Source organism: Tissierella sp. (assembly GCF_032104385.1).
GTDB lineage: Bacteria > Bacillota > Clostridia > Tissierellales > Tissierellaceae > Tissierella.
In genome coordinates this window covers 1-19,061 of sequence record NZ_DAMCHJ010000016.1, presented here as the reverse complement: position 1 = coordinate 19,061, position 19,061 = coordinate 1, and the positions used below count along the sequence as shown (strand labels likewise).

17 protein-coding genes are annotated in these 19,061 nt (G+C 29.9%); 1 reads left to right on the top strand and 16 read right to left on the bottom strand.

The window, feature by feature from the left end; genetic code table 11:
• Positions 1–27 precede the first annotated feature (27 nt).
• The 8 genes from RT714_RS13450 to RT714_RS13415 all read right to left on the bottom strand — a co-directional run bounded on the left by RT714_RS13450 (position 28) and on the right by RT714_RS13415 (position 7,315).
• Positions 28–573, bottom strand: coding sequence for a GNAT family protein (locus tag RT714_RS13450; RefSeq protein WP_313758311.1), 546 nt, complete (start codon positions 571–573; stop codon positions 28–30).
• A 14-nt stretch (positions 574–587) separates the two neighbouring features.
• A complete protein-coding gene (locus tag RT714_RS13445) occupies positions 588–980 on the bottom strand; it encodes a hypothetical protein (protein ID WP_313758309.1) in 393 nt (130 codons plus the stop codon).
• Positions 981–1,044: 64 nt separating this feature from the next.
• Entirely contained in the window at positions 1,045–1,731 is a 687-nt protein-coding gene (locus RT714_RS13440) for a 5'-methylthioadenosine/adenosylhomocysteine nucleosidase (protein WP_313758307.1), read from the bottom strand.
• A gap of 81 nt (positions 1,732–1,812) precedes the next feature.
• A complete protein-coding gene (locus RT714_RS13435; protein ID WP_313758306.1) occupies positions 1,813–4,731 on the bottom strand; it encodes an insulinase family protein in 2,919 nt (972 codons plus the stop codon).
• A 22-nt stretch (positions 4,732–4,753) separates the two neighbouring features.
• A complete protein-coding gene (locus tag RT714_RS13430; RefSeq protein WP_313758305.1) occupies positions 4,754–5,791 on the bottom strand; it encodes a P1 family peptidase in 1,038 nt (345 codons plus the stop codon).
• 220 nt (positions 5,792–6,011) lie between these two features.
• Positions 6,012–6,203: a cysteine-rich CWC family protein gene (locus RT714_RS13425; protein WP_072976721.1), complete on the bottom strand. Its 192-nt coding sequence runs from the start codon at positions 6,201–6,203 to the stop codon at positions 6,012–6,014.
• Between the two features lie 111 nt (positions 6,204–6,314).
• Complete coding sequence (locus RT714_RS13420) at positions 6,315–7,052, bottom strand: SagB/ThcOx family dehydrogenase (protein ID WP_313758304.1); 738 nt, start codon at positions 7,050–7,052, stop codon at positions 6,315–6,317.
• A gap of 92 nt (positions 7,053–7,144) precedes the next feature.
• Positions 7,145–7,315 carry a hypothetical protein gene (locus RT714_RS13415; RefSeq protein WP_313758303.1) on the bottom strand — a complete coding sequence of 57 codons (171 nt, stop codon included), beginning with the start codon at positions 7,313–7,315 and terminating at the stop codon, positions 7,145–7,147.
• Positions 7,316–7,477: 162 nt separating this feature from the next.
• On the opposite strand from RT714_RS13415, the gene sfsA reads away from it, so the two are divergent.
• Positions 7,478–8,179 (top strand): DNA/RNA nuclease SfsA, encoded by a 702-nt coding sequence (gene sfsA / locus RT714_RS13410; protein WP_313758302.1) that lies wholly within the window; start codon positions 7,478–7,480, stop codon positions 8,177–8,179.
• Between the two features lie 101 nt (positions 8,180–8,280).
• Here the strand turns inward: sfsA and RT714_RS13405 are convergent, their stop codons facing one another.
• From RT714_RS13405 to ileS, 8 genes are all read right to left on the bottom strand, one after another.
• Positions 8,281–9,054, bottom strand: coding sequence for a Nif3-like dinuclear metal center hexameric protein (locus tag RT714_RS13405; RefSeq protein ID WP_313758301.1), 774 nt, complete (start codon positions 9,052–9,054; stop codon positions 8,281–8,283).
• Between the two features lie 33 nt (positions 9,055–9,087).
• Positions 9,088–9,294 carry a hypothetical protein gene (locus RT714_RS13400; RefSeq protein ID WP_313758300.1) on the bottom strand — a complete coding sequence of 69 codons (207 nt, stop codon included), beginning with the start codon at positions 9,292–9,294 and terminating at the stop codon, positions 9,088–9,090.
• Between the two features lie 249 nt (positions 9,295–9,543).
• Complete coding sequence (locus RT714_RS13395) at positions 9,544–11,013, bottom strand: sodium:alanine symporter family protein (RefSeq protein WP_313758298.1); 1,470 nt, start codon at positions 11,011–11,013, stop codon at positions 9,544–9,546.
• Positions 11,014–11,229: 216 nt separating this feature from the next.
• The gene (locus tag RT714_RS13390; protein WP_313758296.1) at positions 11,230–12,069 is read right to left on the bottom strand and encodes a DNA-binding domain-containing protein; all 840 of its coding nucleotides are present in this window, start codon (positions 12,067–12,069) and stop codon (positions 11,230–11,232) included.
• 2 nt (positions 12,070–12,071) lie between these two features.
• Entirely contained in the window at positions 12,072–13,343 is a 1,272-nt protein-coding gene (locus RT714_RS13385; RefSeq protein WP_313758295.1) for an ATP-binding protein, read from the bottom strand.
• 80 nt (positions 13,344–13,423) lie between these two features.
• The gene (locus tag RT714_RS13380; RefSeq protein ID WP_313758293.1) at positions 13,424–14,362 is read right to left on the bottom strand and encodes a dipeptidase; all 939 of its coding nucleotides are present in this window, start codon (positions 14,360–14,362) and stop codon (positions 13,424–13,426) included.
• Positions 14,363–14,751: 389 nt separating this feature from the next.
• Positions 14,752–15,225 (bottom strand): NUDIX hydrolase, encoded by a 474-nt coding sequence (locus RT714_RS13375; protein ID WP_313758292.1) that lies wholly within the window; start codon positions 15,223–15,225, stop codon positions 14,752–14,754.
• Between the two features lie 583 nt (positions 15,226–15,808).
• On the bottom strand, positions 15,809–18,916 hold the full coding sequence (ileS, locus tag RT714_RS13370; RefSeq protein WP_313758291.1) for an isoleucine--tRNA ligase: 3,108 nt from the start codon (positions 18,914–18,916) through the stop codon (positions 15,809–15,811).
• Positions 18,917–19,061: the final 145 nt, after the last annotated feature.

Here is a 19,061-nt window from a genome sequence, read left to right as displayed (position 1 = left end):
ATTGCTTTATTTAGTTTTATCTTAATGTTATTTCCTTTGGCTTTCCTTACACCAATCTTCAAAAAATATAGCCATAATATATTCATCACAGTATTTGCCATCTCTAAAAAGTTCCTGTTTTAAAACTCCTTCAACTTTAAAGCCACATTTCTCATAACATTTTTTTGCCCTTTCATTAAATGAAAATACATTTAATTTTATTTTATTTATATTCATTTGCTCAAATATAAATTTATTTAAAGTTCTTACTGCATCTGTACCATAGCCTTTACTCCAATAATTTTTATCTCCGATATATATTCCTATGGTTGCTATCCTATTTAACCAATTCACATTGTTTATTCCACATCCTCCAATATATTTTCCTGTGTCTAAATCTTCTATTGCAAAGTTATAAAGATCTTTAGAGTCCATAAGACTTTCAAACCATTTTTCTTCTTGTTCCAATATCATTGGATAAGGTATTTTATTTACTAATAGTCTTTTTACTTCACTATCGTTCATGTATTCATAAGCTAATTTAATATCTTCTTTTTTATATGCTCTTAATTTTACTTTTTCTCCATAATACATATGAAATTCCCCCATTACTTAAAATTTATTAAACACACATCTATGTCTTCAATATCATCATAGAAAAGTACTCTTTTAGATATTCCTACCAATGTTTCAGAAATATCTGACCCCTGTTTGGCTATGGTAATAATCGGGATACCCTTTGCAAAGGCATATCCTGCTTCAATACCTAGACCTACTCCCTTTTCAGTTAGATCAATAACAACTAAATTGCATTTGTCTATTTCTTTAAAGGTTAATTCCATTAACTCTTGAGGATTATATTCTACTTGTCCGCTGTTTTCTATATCTCTGACAATACAACTAGTCTTGTATCCTATTTTTTCAAGAGTTGATGAAATCTTATTAAGAATTGCTTCATTTCTATAATCTTCATGATATTTTATTCCAATATATGCTTTCATATGATTTCTCACTTTCCATAGTTTTATAATAATTAAGTTTCCAGCTCCCTGAAAATAGGATTACCTAAAGCATTGGTAACATATTCAAAACTATTTCTGCTGATTTATTGGCTGCAATAGTTTCAAATTCATTATAACTATTAGAAGCATCATTATCAGCATTATCCGATATGCTTCTAATAATAACAAAGGGTATCTTGTTTATATGAGCCACATGTCCTATTGCAGAGCCTTCCATTTCAACACAATGTGGTGAATAATCTCTAATTAAACCTCTCTTTATTTCACTATCTTTAATGAAGCCTTCTCCACTAATTATTCTTCCAATATGATAATTCCAATTCTCACTTTTATACAGCTCACATGCATTTTTAGCAATTTTTATTAATCTTTCATCTGCCTCAAAACAATTTTTATAGGGGAAAAATTTCTCCATCTGAAATTTGTTTACATCATGATGGGTAACATTATTAGATATTACCACATCGCATATTTTAACTGATTCATGCAATCCTCCGGCAATGCCCGTATTTATAATACCATCCACACCAAATCTATCAATTAAAATTTGTGTACAGGAAGCCGCATTTACCTTTCCAACTCCACAACAAGTTATTATAGTGTTTTTTCCATCTATGGAGCCTATATAAAAATCAAATCCTGCAATATTCTCCTTTCTATCTATGTTTAGCTTATTCTTTAGTAATTCTATTTCCAGCTCCATGGCTCCCATAATTCCAATAGTATCCATTATATACTTCACCTCCTATAGATTTTTTTATCTTATTAATTTCAAACTAGGACATGGTATATATACCATGTCCCCTTATCTTTATTTCATTAATCTTACTAAATTGTTAAATAACTCTTTGTTTTCTTTTATCTTGTTTTCATTGCCTAATACACATAGATAATCTTGTTTCATTGTATAATCAAGTAGTGGAGCAAATGATTTAATATTATCAAGTTTAGTTGATAAAACCTCATCTTTTATTTTTTGAACATCTTCATTAATGATATTTGATATATATCTGCTAGTTTGCAATTGTCCTTTCATATGAGGTGTCATGGCTGGTTCTAATCTACTTATAGTTCCTATAATGAATTGAGTTAGTTCCAATTCATTTAATTTTAAATTAGCAACATACTCATGTATATTATCATATACAGATATAGTTTCTTTAAGATTAGGGTCACGATAAGAAAAGATAGTCATATGTCCTGTTCTTTCAAAGTTTATACCAACGCCATAAGCTCCTCCCTGGGCTCTAACTCTATTATGCAGATAGTCTCCATTTAATATAGTAGCCAAGACCTTCATACTACCATTATACTCATAGCCAAGCTTATTAAAATTATATCCTTTAGCCACATATTGAACATTGGCAGATGAAAGTATCCCTTCATTTAATCTTTCTTCAGTAAAACCATATTGCTTCTCTATGAATTCTTCTTTGCATAATATTTCAGTTATTATTTGTACATTATCTCTTACAATAGATAAATCTTCTTCATCTCCTGTGAAACTGATAATTAAATTATTTCTATTAAATATCATACTATAGACTTCATTTAGATTAGATATTATTTCTTCCTTGTTATCATCAAATCTTTCAATTATATCTGATACAAACCAATAGAAATCCAAGCCCTTTAACTTCTCCATATATTTCCATGATGCTGAAAAATAGGAACTTACTCTTCCAGCGGCAACAGCATTACCCCTATTAAATATGTTCATTTCTATTCTAGATTTTATTTGGTGAAGTAATTCCTTAATTCTCTTATGATCTTCCAGCTTTGTTTCCTTTATTAACTCTGCAATCAATTGTATTAACTTAGGAATATTATTTCCTAATGCCTTCCCACTTACAATAAATTTAGGACTAAACCTATGATTTTTCTCATCTCTAATAATTGCAGCAGTATCAAATTCAATTCCTCCAGTATTTACATAAATATGATTTGATAATTCACCATAGGATTTTGTTTTTGTATCTAATTTCCCTAATAATCCGGCTAATAAATTTATATATGGAATAAGTTTTTCTTCTACCATAGATGTATCAAAATATAAATCTAAATAGGCAATTTTACTTGTAAATATACTATGGAAAAGTATAGTTATTTCATTATCCTTTATAACCCTTTGAGGCACAATCTCAGCTTTCCAGTCTACATCAGATATTGCTAATTTAGGTATTGTTGCCTTTGCTTCCTCTGTATCATCAGATAATTGCATTTCTTTAAGTTTCTCATTTTCTAAAATCAAAGCTTCTATCTGTTCTTCACTAAGAGATTCCTTATATTTATCTAATTTCTTTTCTATATCTCTTTCTTTTTCTTCTCCTAAGCCCTTTTTAGGTTGTATTACAACAAGTGAGCTATGGGAATTATTAATAAGATTATCCCTAATAAAATCTTCAAAGTAATTAGTACTTATATTCTCTCTAAGTTTATCTAAGACTTCTCCATATTGAAGATGACTTATAGGGTTACCATCATAGAGCCAACTATTTAAGGATAGAATATTATAAATAATACCTTTAGTTGGAAACTTAGATGCTTCTCGTAAATCATATTCAACTATATTTATACTAGCTTCAATTAACTTCTTATCAAAACCTTCTTCAACTAATTTATTTAAACCATCAAATATAATCTCTTGAAATTCTTCCTTTTTGTCTATAGAGGTATTTTTTGCAACTATACCAAAACCCTGCTGTAATCCTCCAACATCAGCTGAAAATATATCTTCACCAATTCCAGCATCAAGCAACGCTTTTTTAAGAGGTGCTGCTTGTGATTCTATTAATACTTGACCGATAATCTTATTCATTAAATAGCTTTCTAAATCTGAATTATCTCCTAAAACAAAGTTAAGACTTAGATAATCTCGGTTTTCATCATTATCATCAATTGAAATTGGATAATAATCTTTTATTTCATTTTTTAATTTAAAAGGTTTTTGTTTTTCAATATATGAATCAACTTTAATTTCATCGAAATTACATAAATAATTTTCATCTATAAATGAAAGTTCTTTATGTATATCTCCATTACCATAAATGTATATATAACTATTGGAAGGATGATAAAACTTTCTATGGAAATCTAAGAAGGCTTCATAGCTAAGTTCAGGAATTATATCTGGATCTCCACCTGATGAATACTGATAACATGTATCTGGAAATAATGACTTAGCTATATTTTCCTCTAATATTTCCTCTGGTGATGAATAAGCTCCTTTCATTTCATTATATACAACACCTTTATAAGTTATTTTATCTTCTCTATTAAATAATTCATGATGCCAACCTTCTTGCATGAAAATACTAGGTAATTCGTATATCTTAGGATAAAAAACTGCATCTAAGTAAACGTCCATTAAATTAAAAAAATCTTTTTCATTTCTACTAGCTATAGGATATAAAGTCTTATCACTAAAAGTCATAGCATTAATAAAAGTTTGCAAAGAACTTTTTAACATATCCATAAAGGGTTCTTTGGTTGTGTATTTTCTCGAGCCTGATAGTACACAATGTTCTAATATATGCGGAACACCTGTGCTATCAGTTGGTGGTGTTCTAAATGCTATGGAAAACACTTTATTATCGTCATCGTTTTCTAGATGAAGTAATCTAGCACCAGATTTTTCATGCTGAAAAACCCTTGCAATTGACTGTAATTCTTCTACCTTACTTTCTTCTATCAATTTAAATCCATGATAAATCTCATTAATTTCAAACATCTATTTTTCCTCCAATTAAAATTTATATCAAATCCTTTAAAGAATATACTGGCTTTCCATCTCTACCAATAGAAGTATGGGAACATATTAAGGAATTCAATATAGCCTCTTCCGTTGCTTCAACGGTTGCTTTGAAAACCTTATTTATCTTATTTTCATTAATCACCTGAATATTAACTATACCCTCTTCTTCATAATGTTTAATTACATTAGCTGTTGAAAATCCTATAACTACTTCACCACTTCCATTACCTGTATAACTACCTGTTCTTGATATCCCAGGATAAACTCTTTTTATTATACGTTTAATTTGTCGTGATGATAAAGGAATATCTGTAGCTAATATTAAAATTATAGATCCTTTGTCCTCTTTTATACTAATATCTTTTATCTTATCACTTAGCTTTTTACCTAACTGCTCCCCATTTAAGACAAAATCCTTCAATGAACCAAAATTACTTAAAACTAATACTCCTAATGTATATTGGGTATTTTCTAGCTCAATAATCCTAGATGATGAACCAATGCCGCCTTTTAATCCATAACATATCATACCTGTGCCAGCACCAACATTTCCTTCAGCAAAATCAATATCACATTTTTCTATAGCTTCATAGATATGTTCTTCTTTTATATGAAGTCCCCTGATATCATTTATCTCTCCATCATTACATTCGCAGATAATAGGGTTCACAGTACCAGTTGTATTACCAATGTCATCATTATGACTCAGCATATATTTTACTAAAGCTTCATGGGCTGTACCAACACTAAGTGTATTGGTAAGAATAACAGGTGTTTCTATAGTACCCAATTCTTCTATTTGTATAAGTCCCGTAGATTTACCAAATCCATTTATTACGTGACATGCTGCTATTAGCTTGTCTTTAAAAATATTACCTTCATGTGGCAATATTGCAGTTACTCCTGTCTTTATAACTCCATCATTTATTGTAGTATGACCTACCTTTACACCTTTTACATCGGTAATAGAGTTATTATTTCCTGTTGCAAAAGTACCTATATTAATTCCATAATCTCTTATTTTTTTATCTGCCATTATTTTACACCTCTTTTGATATAAATACATTTATAATTTTGTCATATTTAATTAAATTTAGTATTTTTAAGTTTCTTATATTTAAATTTTAGCAAATTAAATTGTCTTATAATAACATATGAATATGATTAAATGCAAGACCTTTTTCAAAATTTCTCTATTATTTACAATAATAACAATCTATATTAAAGTAAAATATTTTCTTTTTATAAATTTATATTTATCTATTCAATTGTTCTTTATATTTATTAATACACTCCTTACATACACAAGCTTTACCTTTTTTCTCCTTAGGAATCATGTCTAATATGGCTGCTGGTATTTTAACAGTATGGCACCAACACTCTTCTTCACCATGTTGGCAATTATTATCTTTTCCACAAAGGGGACATGTTTTTTCTATTTCTTTCATATTCAATATAATCACTCCCTATACCAATTTGGAATATAAGTTTTAAATGATTTAATATTATCCCCCAAGTACTTCACTTGAGGGATGTAAAATAATAAAAATCGTAAACTGTTAAATTCTGCCTACTGGAGCCATATATACTACAAACTCATCTTCCCCATCTACTTTTACCATCTCATCCATAAGATTTTGATCATATGCGGCTATAGCACAAGTACCTAACCCCAGTGACTCACAAGCAATATATAATGCCTGACACACATGTCCAGCATCTATAAGCATCACCTTATGGGCAAGTTTATCATATCTCCATTCCCCTCTATAGGGTAAGCAAGACCAAATAAAGTTAACTGCTGCAGTTCCAGCGAATTTTTGTCCTAGAGTTCCGGATATTATTTTCTCCTCTATATCTTCTTCATATAAAAATAAAAGTTTGTGCTCTAGTGCAAGATATCTATAAACACCTTTTTTGAGCCCTTCTACATTTTGAACAGCTAAATAAGTTTCAAAAGGGTGTCTTGCCCCAGCTGATGGTACAGGTCTGACTGTTGCATAGTTATCTCCCCTGATTTCTTTTACACTTTGAGTTGCCCATAAGAGATAAGATAATTCATCTATTGTTAAAGCTTTCTTACTGTATTCACGATTGGTCTTCCTATCCGATATACACTTATGTATATCTTGCTTTACTATGAGATCTTGGTTTATACTAGGTAACTCAATTATTTCAAAATTATTGTCATATGGTTTTTGTAGTGGTGGTTGAGGTAATTGTTTTTCTTGATCTGATAATATATGCTCTATAAAGCCAGATTTCATAAAATTTCTATTTTGTTTAAACCTTTCCATTGTAATCTCCTTTGCGATGAATTTGTATACTACATTAAATATTCTACATTTTTTTGTCAAATCCTTCTTTTATTAAATAATATTTTTAATCATTATTTTTCTCTTTCTAAATAAGAAACTATAGCAAAGTATAGATTTCCTTCCTGATTATATTCTATATCTACGATTTCTAGTATATTCTCTTCATTTTCAGCTATCCACTCATTAACTTTTTCTTTAACTGTAGAACCATCTTCATAATCTACAATATACATATATTTCATTTCATTCACCCCTGATATAATAGTTATAGCTATTATATTAACTATGAATGTGGAAGTTTCCTTAAATTCTCTTAGACTCCCCTTTCATTGGAAAAATTGATATATATTATTCCTAGTGATACAATAAACAATAAATAATCATTGTTATAAAAAGGAGAAAATATGGAATATAAAAAAATTGTAGAAGGAATCTTTCTAATAAGACCAAATAGATTCATTGCACAAGTACTGATAAATGGAAAAGAAGAAACAGTCCATGTGAAAAATACTGGAAGATGTAGAGAATTATTAATACCTGGAGCTAAAGTTATTTTAGAAGATTGCACTCATAACCCAAATAGAAAGACAAAATACTCAATTATATCTGTTTGGAAGGAGAATATGTTAGTTAATATAGATTCTCAAATCCCTAATGCAGTAGTTTACCATGCCCTTAAGGAAAATAAAATTAAAGGATTTAAAGATTTAACAAGATTAAAAAGAGAAGTTACCTTTGGAAGTTCTAGATATGATATATATTTTGAATCTAAGGAGCAAAAGGGTTTTATTGAAGTAAAAGGTGCAACCTTAGAAAATAATCATATTTCCATGTTTCCAGATGCACCTACAGAAAGAGGAACTAAACATGTATTGGAAATGATTGAAGCAGTAAAACAAGGATACAAAGGAACGATATTCTTTCTAATACAGATGAAGGGACCAAAGCTTTTTAGATTAAATTGGCAAATGGATAGTAAATTCTCTGAAGCTGTTAAACTTGCAAGTGAAAATGGTGTTGAAATATTAGCTTATGATTCTATTATAAAAAATAATAGCATAGAAATAGGTAATCCTATTAGAATAGACCTTAATTCTAAGTCTTAATGCCACAAAATGCTTCCTAACTATATCTCTATGGATAGGAAGCATAGGCAATGTAAGTAATCTTATTAATTTATACTAAAAATTAGTTATATATACTTTAATTATCCCTTTAGTACACTATGAAATACCTCTAGATGTTCTTCCTGTAGCTTAATTATCTCTATGTCTTTATACTTATCTTTTATTTTCATAGCAAGGCTTTCAATTCCAAATACTTCAGTAAAGGTATGACTTCCTACTATTAAATTAATCCCTGCAAATTTGGCATATTCAATAGTATATAGCACCTTTTCACCTGTTATATACACATCACAATTTCGCTCAACTGCTTCCCGAACATCTGTGGTAAAGCCTCCACCTCCACAGACCAAACCAACTGTCCTTATTTTTTCATCCTTAAACTTCCATGATTGTACTGGCTCTTCTAATATATCCTCTAGTTTTTTAACCAATTCTTCAAATGTTATTTCTTCTTTAAACTCTGCTACTCTCCCACAAAAAAATCCATCCTCTTCATGAGTTCTTTCAATAATTTTCAATCCCAATCTTTCAATTAAAGAATTGTTAGTTCCAAACTCACAGTCATCTAATGGCAGATGATTAAAATAATGTGATATATTATACTCCAAAAGCTTTTCTTTGCAAGCCTCTTTCAGTTCATATATGAACTCCCAAGCATCATGATGAGTTATTATTAAATCAACTTTATTTTTTCTTGCCTCTTCTATGGTATCAAGAGTTAAGTTTGTACAATATCCAATTCTTTTTATATCCTCTGTTCCTCTTACAGTAATTCCGCTTTCTTCATAGAAATGTTCATTATCTTTAGTCGTAAATAGCTCTAATATATATTGTTCTATTTCTGTTAATCTCACATTTCTCCCCCTTTGAAATAGTTTTTTTGCTTTTTATTTCCCATTAATTATTTCAATAGCCTTTTCTAACAACTCATCTCTGCCTTCTTTAATTCCTTTAATTGTAGGTCTTATTTCAATGTCAGGAACTATGCCTATTCTCTGTGTTTCACCACCATCAGGATAGTAGACTCCTATCCCTGTTATCATTATACAAATTTTTCCTGGAATATAAAATTCTGTTGGAAAGAATCTACACATATCACAGCAGTTATTTTATTTTTCAAGAAAGCACATCCTTGAATATGATTGTAACATTCAATTCATAACATATCCATATATTACATTAAATGTTTGAATCTGTTTACAAAAATATTTTCATTATAAGATTTATATTATCATTTTTCTTTTCCTTTAAAAATCTATAAATACAAATAAGGTAGACAGCTTTAGCCATCTACCTTCCCTGATTTGGGATTATCCCTGTGTCATAATGTGTCATAAAATTTATTATTTTAATAAAGTAGTACTCAATCCTTTTCTTAATATAGCTTTTCTATTATCTTTCTTTTCATCAAGATTCTGATATTCATATTCCCAATGAAGTTCTCCTCTTAATACCTTTGAATCATAATCATCAAGTATATTCTTAACTTCCTTGGATAATAAGAATAATGCTATAATATTCGGTACAGCCATTATACCCATGGACATATCAGCCAATTCCCATACAAATGTGGCATCTATTAATGTACCCACCACTAAAGCCGTAAGCACTATACCTTTAAATCCATTAATAATTATTGTATTTGTATTGAATATATGTTTTACATTTGATTCAGCAAAAAAATACCATCCTACTATTGTAGTAAGTGAAAAAAAGGATAAACATATTGATAAAAACATTCCTCCAAAGGTACCAAATCCGGCAGTAAAACCATTTTGTGTCATTACAGTTGCGTTTTGAGTCATTTCAACAGCCGATATATTGGAATTATAAGCACCTGATGTAATATTCACCATAACTGTTGATAGACAAATTAAAAATGTTGATATAAATACTCCTATCATTGCTGTAAATCCTTGTTCGGCTGGATGCTTAGTATCGGCAACTGCATGTGAATGTGGCGTTGAACCCATACCAGCTTCATTAGAGAAAAGTCCCCTTGCTAAACCAAATCTTACAGTTTGTTGAACAGTTATACCAAGTACACCTCCACCTATTGATCCTGGTGAAAATGCCCCCATAAAAATGCTTTTTAATGCTGGAATGAAACTACCAATGTTCATTACAATAATAATTAAGCTTCCTAATATATAAGCACCTGCCATAATTGGCACTACTGTTTCAGCAAAGGATGCTATCCTTCCCATACCACCCATTAATATAAGTGCTACTACTATTGCAAGTCCAATGGTAACTGCTATTACTGGTACTCCGAAAGCATTGCTAACTGACCCAGCCACTGAGTTTGATTGTACCATGATACCAACTATACCCAATGCCACAATACATGATACAGAAAAAATTGTTGCTAATAATTTAGATTTTAAACCATTTTTTATATAATAAGCAGGTCCCCCTACTAATACTCCATCTTTGTTTTCTCGATACTTTTGTGCTAAAACTGATTCACTGAAAATGGTAGCCATTCCAAAGAATGCAGATATTAGCATCCAAAATGCAGCCCCAGGTCCTCCTGCTGCTATTGCTGTAGCTACACCTACTATATTTCCTGTACCAACTTGAGCTGCCACAGCTGTTGATAAGGCTTGGAAAGGTGACATTTTTCCTTCCTCTACTGCCTCTTTCTTAACTATTCCTTCAATCATTTTCTTTAATGCAGGAAATAATCTTGTAAATTGTGGAAACTTAAGTCTTACAGTCATAAAAATTCCTACCCCTATAAGTCCAAATATTAATACATAGTCCCATAGAATAGTATTTACAAAACTAACTATTGCTCTTACTGAATCCATTAATATAACCTCCTGTTTTCTTAAGTATTTTTGATATCCTTTTGACACTTACACACATATAAATTAGTCCTATAATTTATAAACCGATTATAACCTGCAATATTCAAATAGTTTTTGAAAGTTTCAAATTGCAATAAAAATTTATGATTTTTTTGTAGTATTTTATCAATAATAAAAAGCTATATAAGAGTTAAAACTGAACTCTTATATAGCTTTTTATTGTCTTTTTCCATAATATACTATTCCATCTATAAATTTTTTTATATTTACCTTACCTCTTTTTTTACTTTTCCCTCTAATAAAATCCATCTCTATTTTTAGTTGCTCAAAATTATAAAGTCCATTTGAATACTCAGTAAATATCTCATTCATATAATCTTCTATTCCAATATTTGCAAGATTAACCATGCCTATAGTAGCTGTTCTTCTAATTCTCTGCTCCATAGTCTTAGGATTATCTGTAAAGCGACTACAAAGTTCTTTTATAGTATAATCCGCCATGGTTTGATTTGTATCAATTAAATATTTAGCTACATTAATAATATCTTGGCTACCAGATTGTCCAATAAGACCAATTCTTTGCATCACTGTTTTTACTCCTTCAATACCATCTACACTATTTTGCTCTCTTTTAACATTTTTAGTTTCATCAGAAAACAAACTTTGAATTTGAAATAATTTCTTATTTATATTAATTTTTTCTGTAACTTTTTTAATTACAGTCTGTACTTCAATAGCATCAATGGGCTTTGAGATATAATATTCTACTCCACTTTGATATGCTTTAGAAATCATATCCTTAGATGATACCTGTGAAATCATAATATATTGAATATCTGAATCTTTTATCTTAGCCTCTCTCACTAAACTAATACCATCTTTACCAGGCATCAATAAATCAACTAATACTATATCAGGATTCAATAATTCTATTTCTTCCAAAGCATCTAATCCGTTATCACTTCTCCCTATTATATCTCCCAAATTTTTATCCATTATTATTCTTTCCAAAATTCTAATAATATTGGGATCATCTTCCACTATATATATTCTCATTTTTAATCTTCCTCCAATACATTTTTCGGAATGTATATATGAAAACTAGTTCCATTTCCTAAAATAGAGGTAACATTTACCTTACCATTTAATTGTTCCTCTACTATATACTGAACTATACTGAGTCCAAGACCTCTATTAACTTCTCCTGTATTATAATTTATCTTAGTTGAAAATCCAGGTGAAAAAATATATTTTAGTCCTTCTTCATCTATACCTATACCGTTATCAGAGACTATAAAATGATGCTGGGTTCCGTCAATCTTATGTCTTACACTGATTTTAGCTTCTTTTTGCATTTTAGGTATTGCATCCACAGCATTCATTATAAGATTCCGAAGCATGGACATAAGATAATAATGTTTGGAAGTATAGAAGTTTTCTCCTATGATAAACTCAAGATTTATATCTTTATCTAATCCTTTTATTTCCCTTTTCATAGTTTCAGAAAGTATGCTAACAATATCTTTAAAATCCATCCCTTTATCCTTTAGTTCACTTTCCGTAATTTCTTTTATTCCACGTATTACTAGACCATTCTCTTTCTTTATCTCATGTACATCTCTAGCAATATTTAATGCTTTATTTGCCCAACTTTCTCTATCTTCATTAAGATTGATTTTCTCAAATAACTCATATGACTCCGACATGACCGTTTCTATATGATCCATATTCTTCTCTATCCAATACATTTCTGTTTTCAACTGAGATGTCAGCCATAATAGCCTTTTATATCTATTTTCATGTTCTTCTTTCATCAAAAGCATTCTATAATATTTAAGCGTATTTAATACAAGCCAAACTATGGCAGAGCGCACTATGCTTACAAGAAATAGTGTAGTCCCAACCTTCCACGGAGAAGGAGAGATATCTATTGTTGTCCTTACAACTACTTCAATAAGATTAGCACCAAAGTCGCTAATAATGGCAATAAAAAACATAAAATTTATATTGTTTCTATTTACTTTATTTATTAATAAAGAGTAAATAATGGCATAAAAAGCATAAAATAATATTTCCAATTGATAAGAGATTATTACATTATTGAGATTCTTACTGGTTAAGTAATGAACCATTAACCTTAAAAGATATACCATTATGCCTGATAGTATACCAGTTGGAATTGGTCTTAACTCATGATAGTGAAAAAGAAAAGCTACGAAGAATATTATACCTGCCGAAACTCTAAAATCACTATTTATTAAACCTATATTAACTTGTGATGCCAATGCAACTATAAAAGATACAAAAAACATCTTTTTATAATGCTTCAAACCAATTCACCTCATATTAATTATTATATATGTTTATATTATATCTACAATTCTATATTTCCATTCTTTAAGTTTCCCAACTACAATACATCCTTAATTACCCTGAGGGCATTTTTATAAAATATCTTATCTATTTCATCTTCCGAAAATTTATTATCTTTTAATGCAAATGCAAGTTTCTCTATTCCACCTATATTGTTTATTTCACAATTTGGATGAGAACCATCATAATCAGAGCCTAATGCTATAACATCTATGCCTCCTACATTTCTAATATATTTAATATGTCTTATCATATCCTCAATTCTTGAATTCTCACTTTCACCTAGAAAATCTCTTTCAAAGCATATGCCCATTGTACCTCCATGTTCTGATAAGATTTTTATCATATCATCGGCAAGATTTCTAGAATGTTCTTTCATAGCTCTTGAATTTGAATGGGATGCTATAAATGGTTTTGAACTTAGTTTTGCTACATCATAGAAACCTCTATCTGAAAGATGGGAAACATCTATAAGCATTCCTAGTTTGTTCATCTCATATATAACTTCCTGACCAAAACTTGTTAATCCTTTATCTCTATATTCTTTATTCATATTAGGATATCCTATTTCATTTGCTGCATTCCATGTAAGAGTTATGGATCTTACTCCTAATCTATAAAAGTTTCTCAAATTATGTATCTGCCCTCTAATTGTTCCCCCTTCTTCGATACTAAGGACAGCTGAAATTTTTCCTTCATTATCATTTTTAATTATATCTTCATAGCTAGTTGCTAAAGAAATAGCATCTGAGTTTTTATCAATTTCAGTATAAAATTTATCAATCATCTCAAGACATCTTTCCAGGGGATTTATTTCTTCTTTAAAATCCACCCACATAGCAAAAAATTGAGCTAATGATTTAGCCTTTTTCAGTTTCTTAATATCTATACTTAAATCATTCTCATATAATCCTAAGTTTTCTTTATCATCCATTAACTTTAATATTGTATCACAATGCATATCAATTGGTCTCATTTTTACACCTCTTTAAATTATTTGACTATGATTAATCATAATTTACCACCCTTTAAATCACTGTGTTTTAAACAGTGACTTTCCTATCACTTACAATATTTCTTTTTTCAATTTTATCTTCTAACATTTTATTACAAATAAATCTAGTACATCCAAAGCATATATCAAGTTATTCTTTTTATTTACTCCTTGTTTAGGTGTATCTTAAATTTGCATACCTTTTTTATAATTTGACCTTGCTTTCTCTTTTATTATACCTTCCCCCCAAATTATTTGGCAATTTATCTCACAATTCATTACTCTGAGATGATTATATCAATGTTGTATAGTGTTCTGTATTTCTGACACTTTTGAGCTGAAGCTTAAGAACTTTTGCTCCCAGGTAGTGATTAACAGCCAGTGAAGAAATATCCACGAATCTTCAAATAATCATTCAAAATTAATCTATCTATACCTATGAAATTTTCTGGCAGCTCGTCTACACTGAAGAATTTACATTCCTTGCTTTCATAATTATTTGGTCTTAGTTTTCCATCAAACTCATTGCTTATAAATGCAATAGTAATCCAATAAACTTCATCTCCATTAGGATATTTATAATAAGTATCTTCACCAGAGTATATTCCTAATAGTTTAAGGTTTCCCACCTTCAATCCTGTTTCCTCAAATACTTCACGAGTAGCTGCTTCTTCCACAGTTTCTCCTAACTCGATAGCACCTCCTGGAACTGCCCATAAATCATTATCCGTCCTATGCTGTAACAATATTTCTTCCTTAGCATTTATTATGATAATACCTGCCCCACATAAAATAGCTGGTCGGGAACCTATTAATTTTCTTAGTTCTCTTACATAATCTCCCACAGCATATCTCATCCTCTCATTCAATCTCTACAAAATGATATTTCTTACCATTACCAATACACAATAGAATATTGGAATATTTACACATAATATCATAAACTTGATCCAGCTCATCTTTCCTTAGATTGTTTTTTCCACTTTTAATAAATCTTGTGAATTAACTATTTATAATTTACTTATAGATTTTATAATTAATTCCAAATTAACTGTTCCTGTTCAATTCCCTTCTATATAAATCTTTTATTGTTTAATATTAATTATAGTATATAACACTAAAAATATATATGTCAAAAACTTCAGCAGTTCATATCATACTTATAGAAGTTAAGAAACTTCTTATTCGCCATAAATATTTTAGCAAATAAAACCATTCTCTAAGTTTTTAATAATAAAAAGAACTTATAAGATCAGACTCCAAAGATATATTTTTCTAAATCATGTAATATAAACAATACATCTTAGCATGCCTTCCAGATTATTCTCTCATTCTTATCAATAAATGATCCATAAAATCCTCAACTCTTTTTCATCCCAAAACAAATAAATATCCACCGACCTAGCCGATGGATATTTATTCTAGTTTCTATTCTATTCTTTCTAGTCTTATTCCTGTCATCTGACCATTTAAGTCTTGTTTTTCTAAACCTTCCTCTATTACTCTTTCTATAGATTTAGCTAGAGTTTCTGACTTAATAAACTCTTCAAATTCATCTATAGCTTCTTTGATTTCATCAGAACCATCATAGAATATATTGATATTATCTAGAACTTCATAGCCATTATTCTTTCTCATTTGTTGAATCTTAGATACAAACTCTCTTGCATATCCTTCATTAATTAACTCAGGAGTTAAAGTTGTATCTAAAATTACAAATAGATTGTTTTCCATGGCTACATCAAAACCTTCTTTAGATTCTATAGTAACTAGTACATAGTCTTTTTCTATTTCTGTATCTTCTCCATCTAGATTTAGAACTATTTTTTCACCTGATTCTAATCTTTCAACAGTATCACGGGCATTCAATTCATTTAATGCCTTACCAAATGATTTAATCTTCTTTCCAAGTATTGAACCTGCTACTTTGAAGTTTGGTTTTAAGGAGTAGTTCATAAATTGAGATAAATCCTTTTCAAATACTACTTCTTTAACATTTAGCTCTTCCATAATTAAAGGTACTAAGTCTTTTATTTGTTCTTCATATTTTCCATCTATTACTACTTCTTTAAGTGGTTGACGTACTTTTATCTTTACTGACTCACGAGATGCACGACCAAGTCCCACTAAATCCCTTACTAAATCCATCTTTTCTTCTGTTTTTCTATTTATTAATTCTTCATTTGCCTTTGGATAGTATACTAAATGTACTGATTCATCTCCTGTCAACTTTTGATATATTTCCTCGGAAATAAATGGTACAAATGGAGCTACCATTTTACATAATCCTACAAGTATTTCATAAGTTGTATTATATACAGCTTTCTTGTCATCATCTAGTTCTGTTGACCAGAATCTTCTTCTATTCCTTCTAATATACCAATTAGATAAATCTTCTATTACAAACTCTTGGATTGCTCTAACTACTTTTGTCAATTCAAATATGTCCATATCTTGATTACAATCCTTAACTAATGTATTATATTTTGAAAGTATCCATCTGTCGATTTCTGGTCTATCATTGTATTCAATAAAAAACTCTCTAGGGTCTATGCCATCTGTATTTGCATATAGTGAGAAGAAATTATATACATTTCTTATAGATCTAAAGAATTTACTTTCTACTTCCCTTAGTCCATCTTCATCAAATTTTGTTGGAACCCATGGTGGAGATACATAGATTAAATACCATCTTAAAACGTCTGCTCCATATTTGTCAAACAGTTCAAAAGGATCTACTGTATTTCCCCTAGACTTAGACATTTTCTTACCATCCTTGTCTAGTATTAAATCGTTTACTAATACATTTTTATATGGTGATTTCCCCGTTACAAATGTTGATATTGCAATAAGGGAATAGAACCAACCTCTAGTTTGGTCAATTCCTTCATTTATAAAATCAGCTGGGAAAAGTTCATCAAAGAAAATATCCTTGTTTTCAAATGGATAATGATGCTGTGCAAATGGCATAGCTCCACTATCGAACCATACATCTATTACATCCTTTTCCCTAGTCATAGTTCCATTACATTTATCACATTTTAAATGTATTTCATCAACATATGGTCTATGAAGCTCTACATTTTCATCTATATCTTCTATTGCCCTTTCAACTAATTCTTTCCTAGAACCAACACTATCTATATGACCACAATCACTACATCTCCATATAGGAAGTGGGGTACCCCAATATCTACTTCTAGATATTGCCCAGTCATTAATATTTTCTAACCAATTGCCAAATCTCTTCTCACCTACAAATGACGGGAACCAATTTACACCATTGTTATTTTCTACAAGTTTATCCTTCAACTTTGTCATTTCAATATACCAAGATGGTTTTGCATAATATAATAATGGTGTTTTACATCTCCAACAATGTGGATAGTTGTGAGCTACTTTTTCTTTCTTGTATAATTTCCCTTCCTCTTTAAGCCATTTTATAATATCAAGGTCAGCATCCATTACAAATTTACCTTCCCAAGGAGTTTCAGTAAATTTACCATCTTCTGATACTGGTTTTACAACTGGTAGACTATATCTCATTCCTGTGTTATAGTCATCTTCACCAAATGCTGGAGCAGAGTGTACTATTCCTGTTCCATCTTCAGTAGTTACATAGTCTGCTAATGTTATAAAAAATGCTTTTTCTTGTACATTAATAAATGGAATTAATTGTTCATATTCAACGAACTCTAAATCATTACCCTTCATTTCCTCTAGTACTTCATAATCTTCACCTAATACTTTATTTGCTAAAACTTTTCCTACATAATATATTTCATCATTTTGTTTAACTTTTAAATAGGTTTCTTTAGGATTTACTGTCAAAGCAACATTAGATGGAAGGGTCCAAGGAGTTGTAGTCCAAGCTAAGAAATACTCATCCTTATCCTTAAGTTTAAATTTTGCTACTACTGTATCAGTTTTTATTTCTTCATATCCTTGTGCAACCTCATGGGATGCTAATCCTGTACCACATCTTGAGCAATATGGTAATATCTTATGTCCTTCGTATATATAACCTTCTTTAAAGAATTTATTTAATATCCACCATACTGATTCAATATAATTATTATCCAGAGTTATATATGGATTATCTAAATCAATTAAATAAGCCATCCTTTCTGTCATATCTCTCCAAAGTTTTTCATATTGGAAAACAGATTCCTTACATTGTTTATTAAAAGATTCTATACCATAGGATTCAATATCATGTTTATCTTTTAAGTTTAATTTCTTTTCTACTTCAATTTCTACTGGAAGTCCATGGGTATCCCAGCCTGCTTTTCTTTTTACTTGATATCCTTGCATAGTTTTATATCTACAGGTTAAGTCCTTTAATGTTCTAGCCATTACATGGTGTATTCCAGGCTTCCCATTTGCTGTGGGAGGTCCTTCGTAGAATATATATGGTTTCTTTTTATCCCTTGTAGTAACTGATTTATGGAGTAAATCTATCTCTTGCCAATACTTATTAATATTATGCTCTCTAACCTTTACAGGTTCATTTGATAATTCATTAAACCTTTTCAATTTTTTCATCCTTTCATCATAAAATCACCGCAGTCTTGAAACACAAATCTACCTACTCGCCTTACTCATATAGATTTGTTTCCCCTTGCGTTTGACCTACTAAAGCTCACTATCGTTCGCTAAGTTAGGTCATTTCCCGCAGTCT

Excerpts from the sequence above, each read along its gene's own strand:
- RT714_RS13450 (WP_313758311.1), bottom strand. The coding sequence starts at position 573 with ATGTATTATGGAGAAAAAGTAAAATTAAGAGCATATAAAAAAGAAGAT.
- RT714_RS13445 (WP_313758309.1), bottom strand. The coding sequence starts at position 980 with ATGAAAGCATATATTGGAATAAAATATCATGAAGATTATAGAAATGAA.
- RT714_RS13440 (WP_313758307.1), bottom strand. The coding sequence starts at position 1,731 with ATGGATACTATTGGAATTATGGGAGCCATGGAGCTGGAAATAGAATTA.
- RT714_RS13435 (WP_313758306.1), bottom strand. The coding sequence starts at position 4,731 with ATGTTTGAAATTAATGAGATTTATCATGGATTTAAATTGATAGAAGAA.
- RT714_RS13430 (WP_313758305.1), bottom strand. The coding sequence starts at position 5,791 with ATGGCAGATAAAAAAATAAGAGATTATGGAATTAATATAGGTACTTTT.
- RT714_RS13425 (WP_072976721.1), bottom strand. The coding sequence starts at position 6,203 with ATGAAAGAAATAGAAAAAACATGTCCCCTTTGTGGAAAAGATAATAAT.
- RT714_RS13420 (WP_313758304.1), bottom strand. The coding sequence starts at position 7,052 with ATGGAAAGGTTTAAACAAAATAGAAATTTTATGAAATCTGGCTTTATA.
- RT714_RS13415 (WP_313758303.1), bottom strand. The coding sequence starts at position 7,315 with ATGAAATATATGTATATTGTAGATTATGAAGATGGTTCTACAGTTAAA.
- sfsA (WP_313758302.1), top strand. The coding sequence starts at position 7,478 with ATGGAATATAAAAAAATTGTAGAAGGAATCTTTCTAATAAGACCAAAT.
- RT714_RS13400 (WP_313758300.1), bottom strand. The coding sequence starts at position 9,294 with ATGTGTAGATTCTTTCCAACAGAATTTTATATTCCAGGAAAAATTTGT.
- RT714_RS13395 (WP_313758298.1), bottom strand. The coding sequence starts at position 11,013 with ATGGATTCAGTAAGAGCAATAGTTAGTTTTGTAAATACTATTCTATGG.
- RT714_RS13390 (WP_313758296.1), bottom strand. The coding sequence starts at position 12,069 with ATGAGAATATATATAGTGGAAGATGATCCCAATATTATTAGAATTTTG.
- RT714_RS13380 (WP_313758293.1), bottom strand. The coding sequence starts at position 14,362 with ATGAGACCAATTGATATGCATTGTGATACAATATTAAAGTTAATGGAT.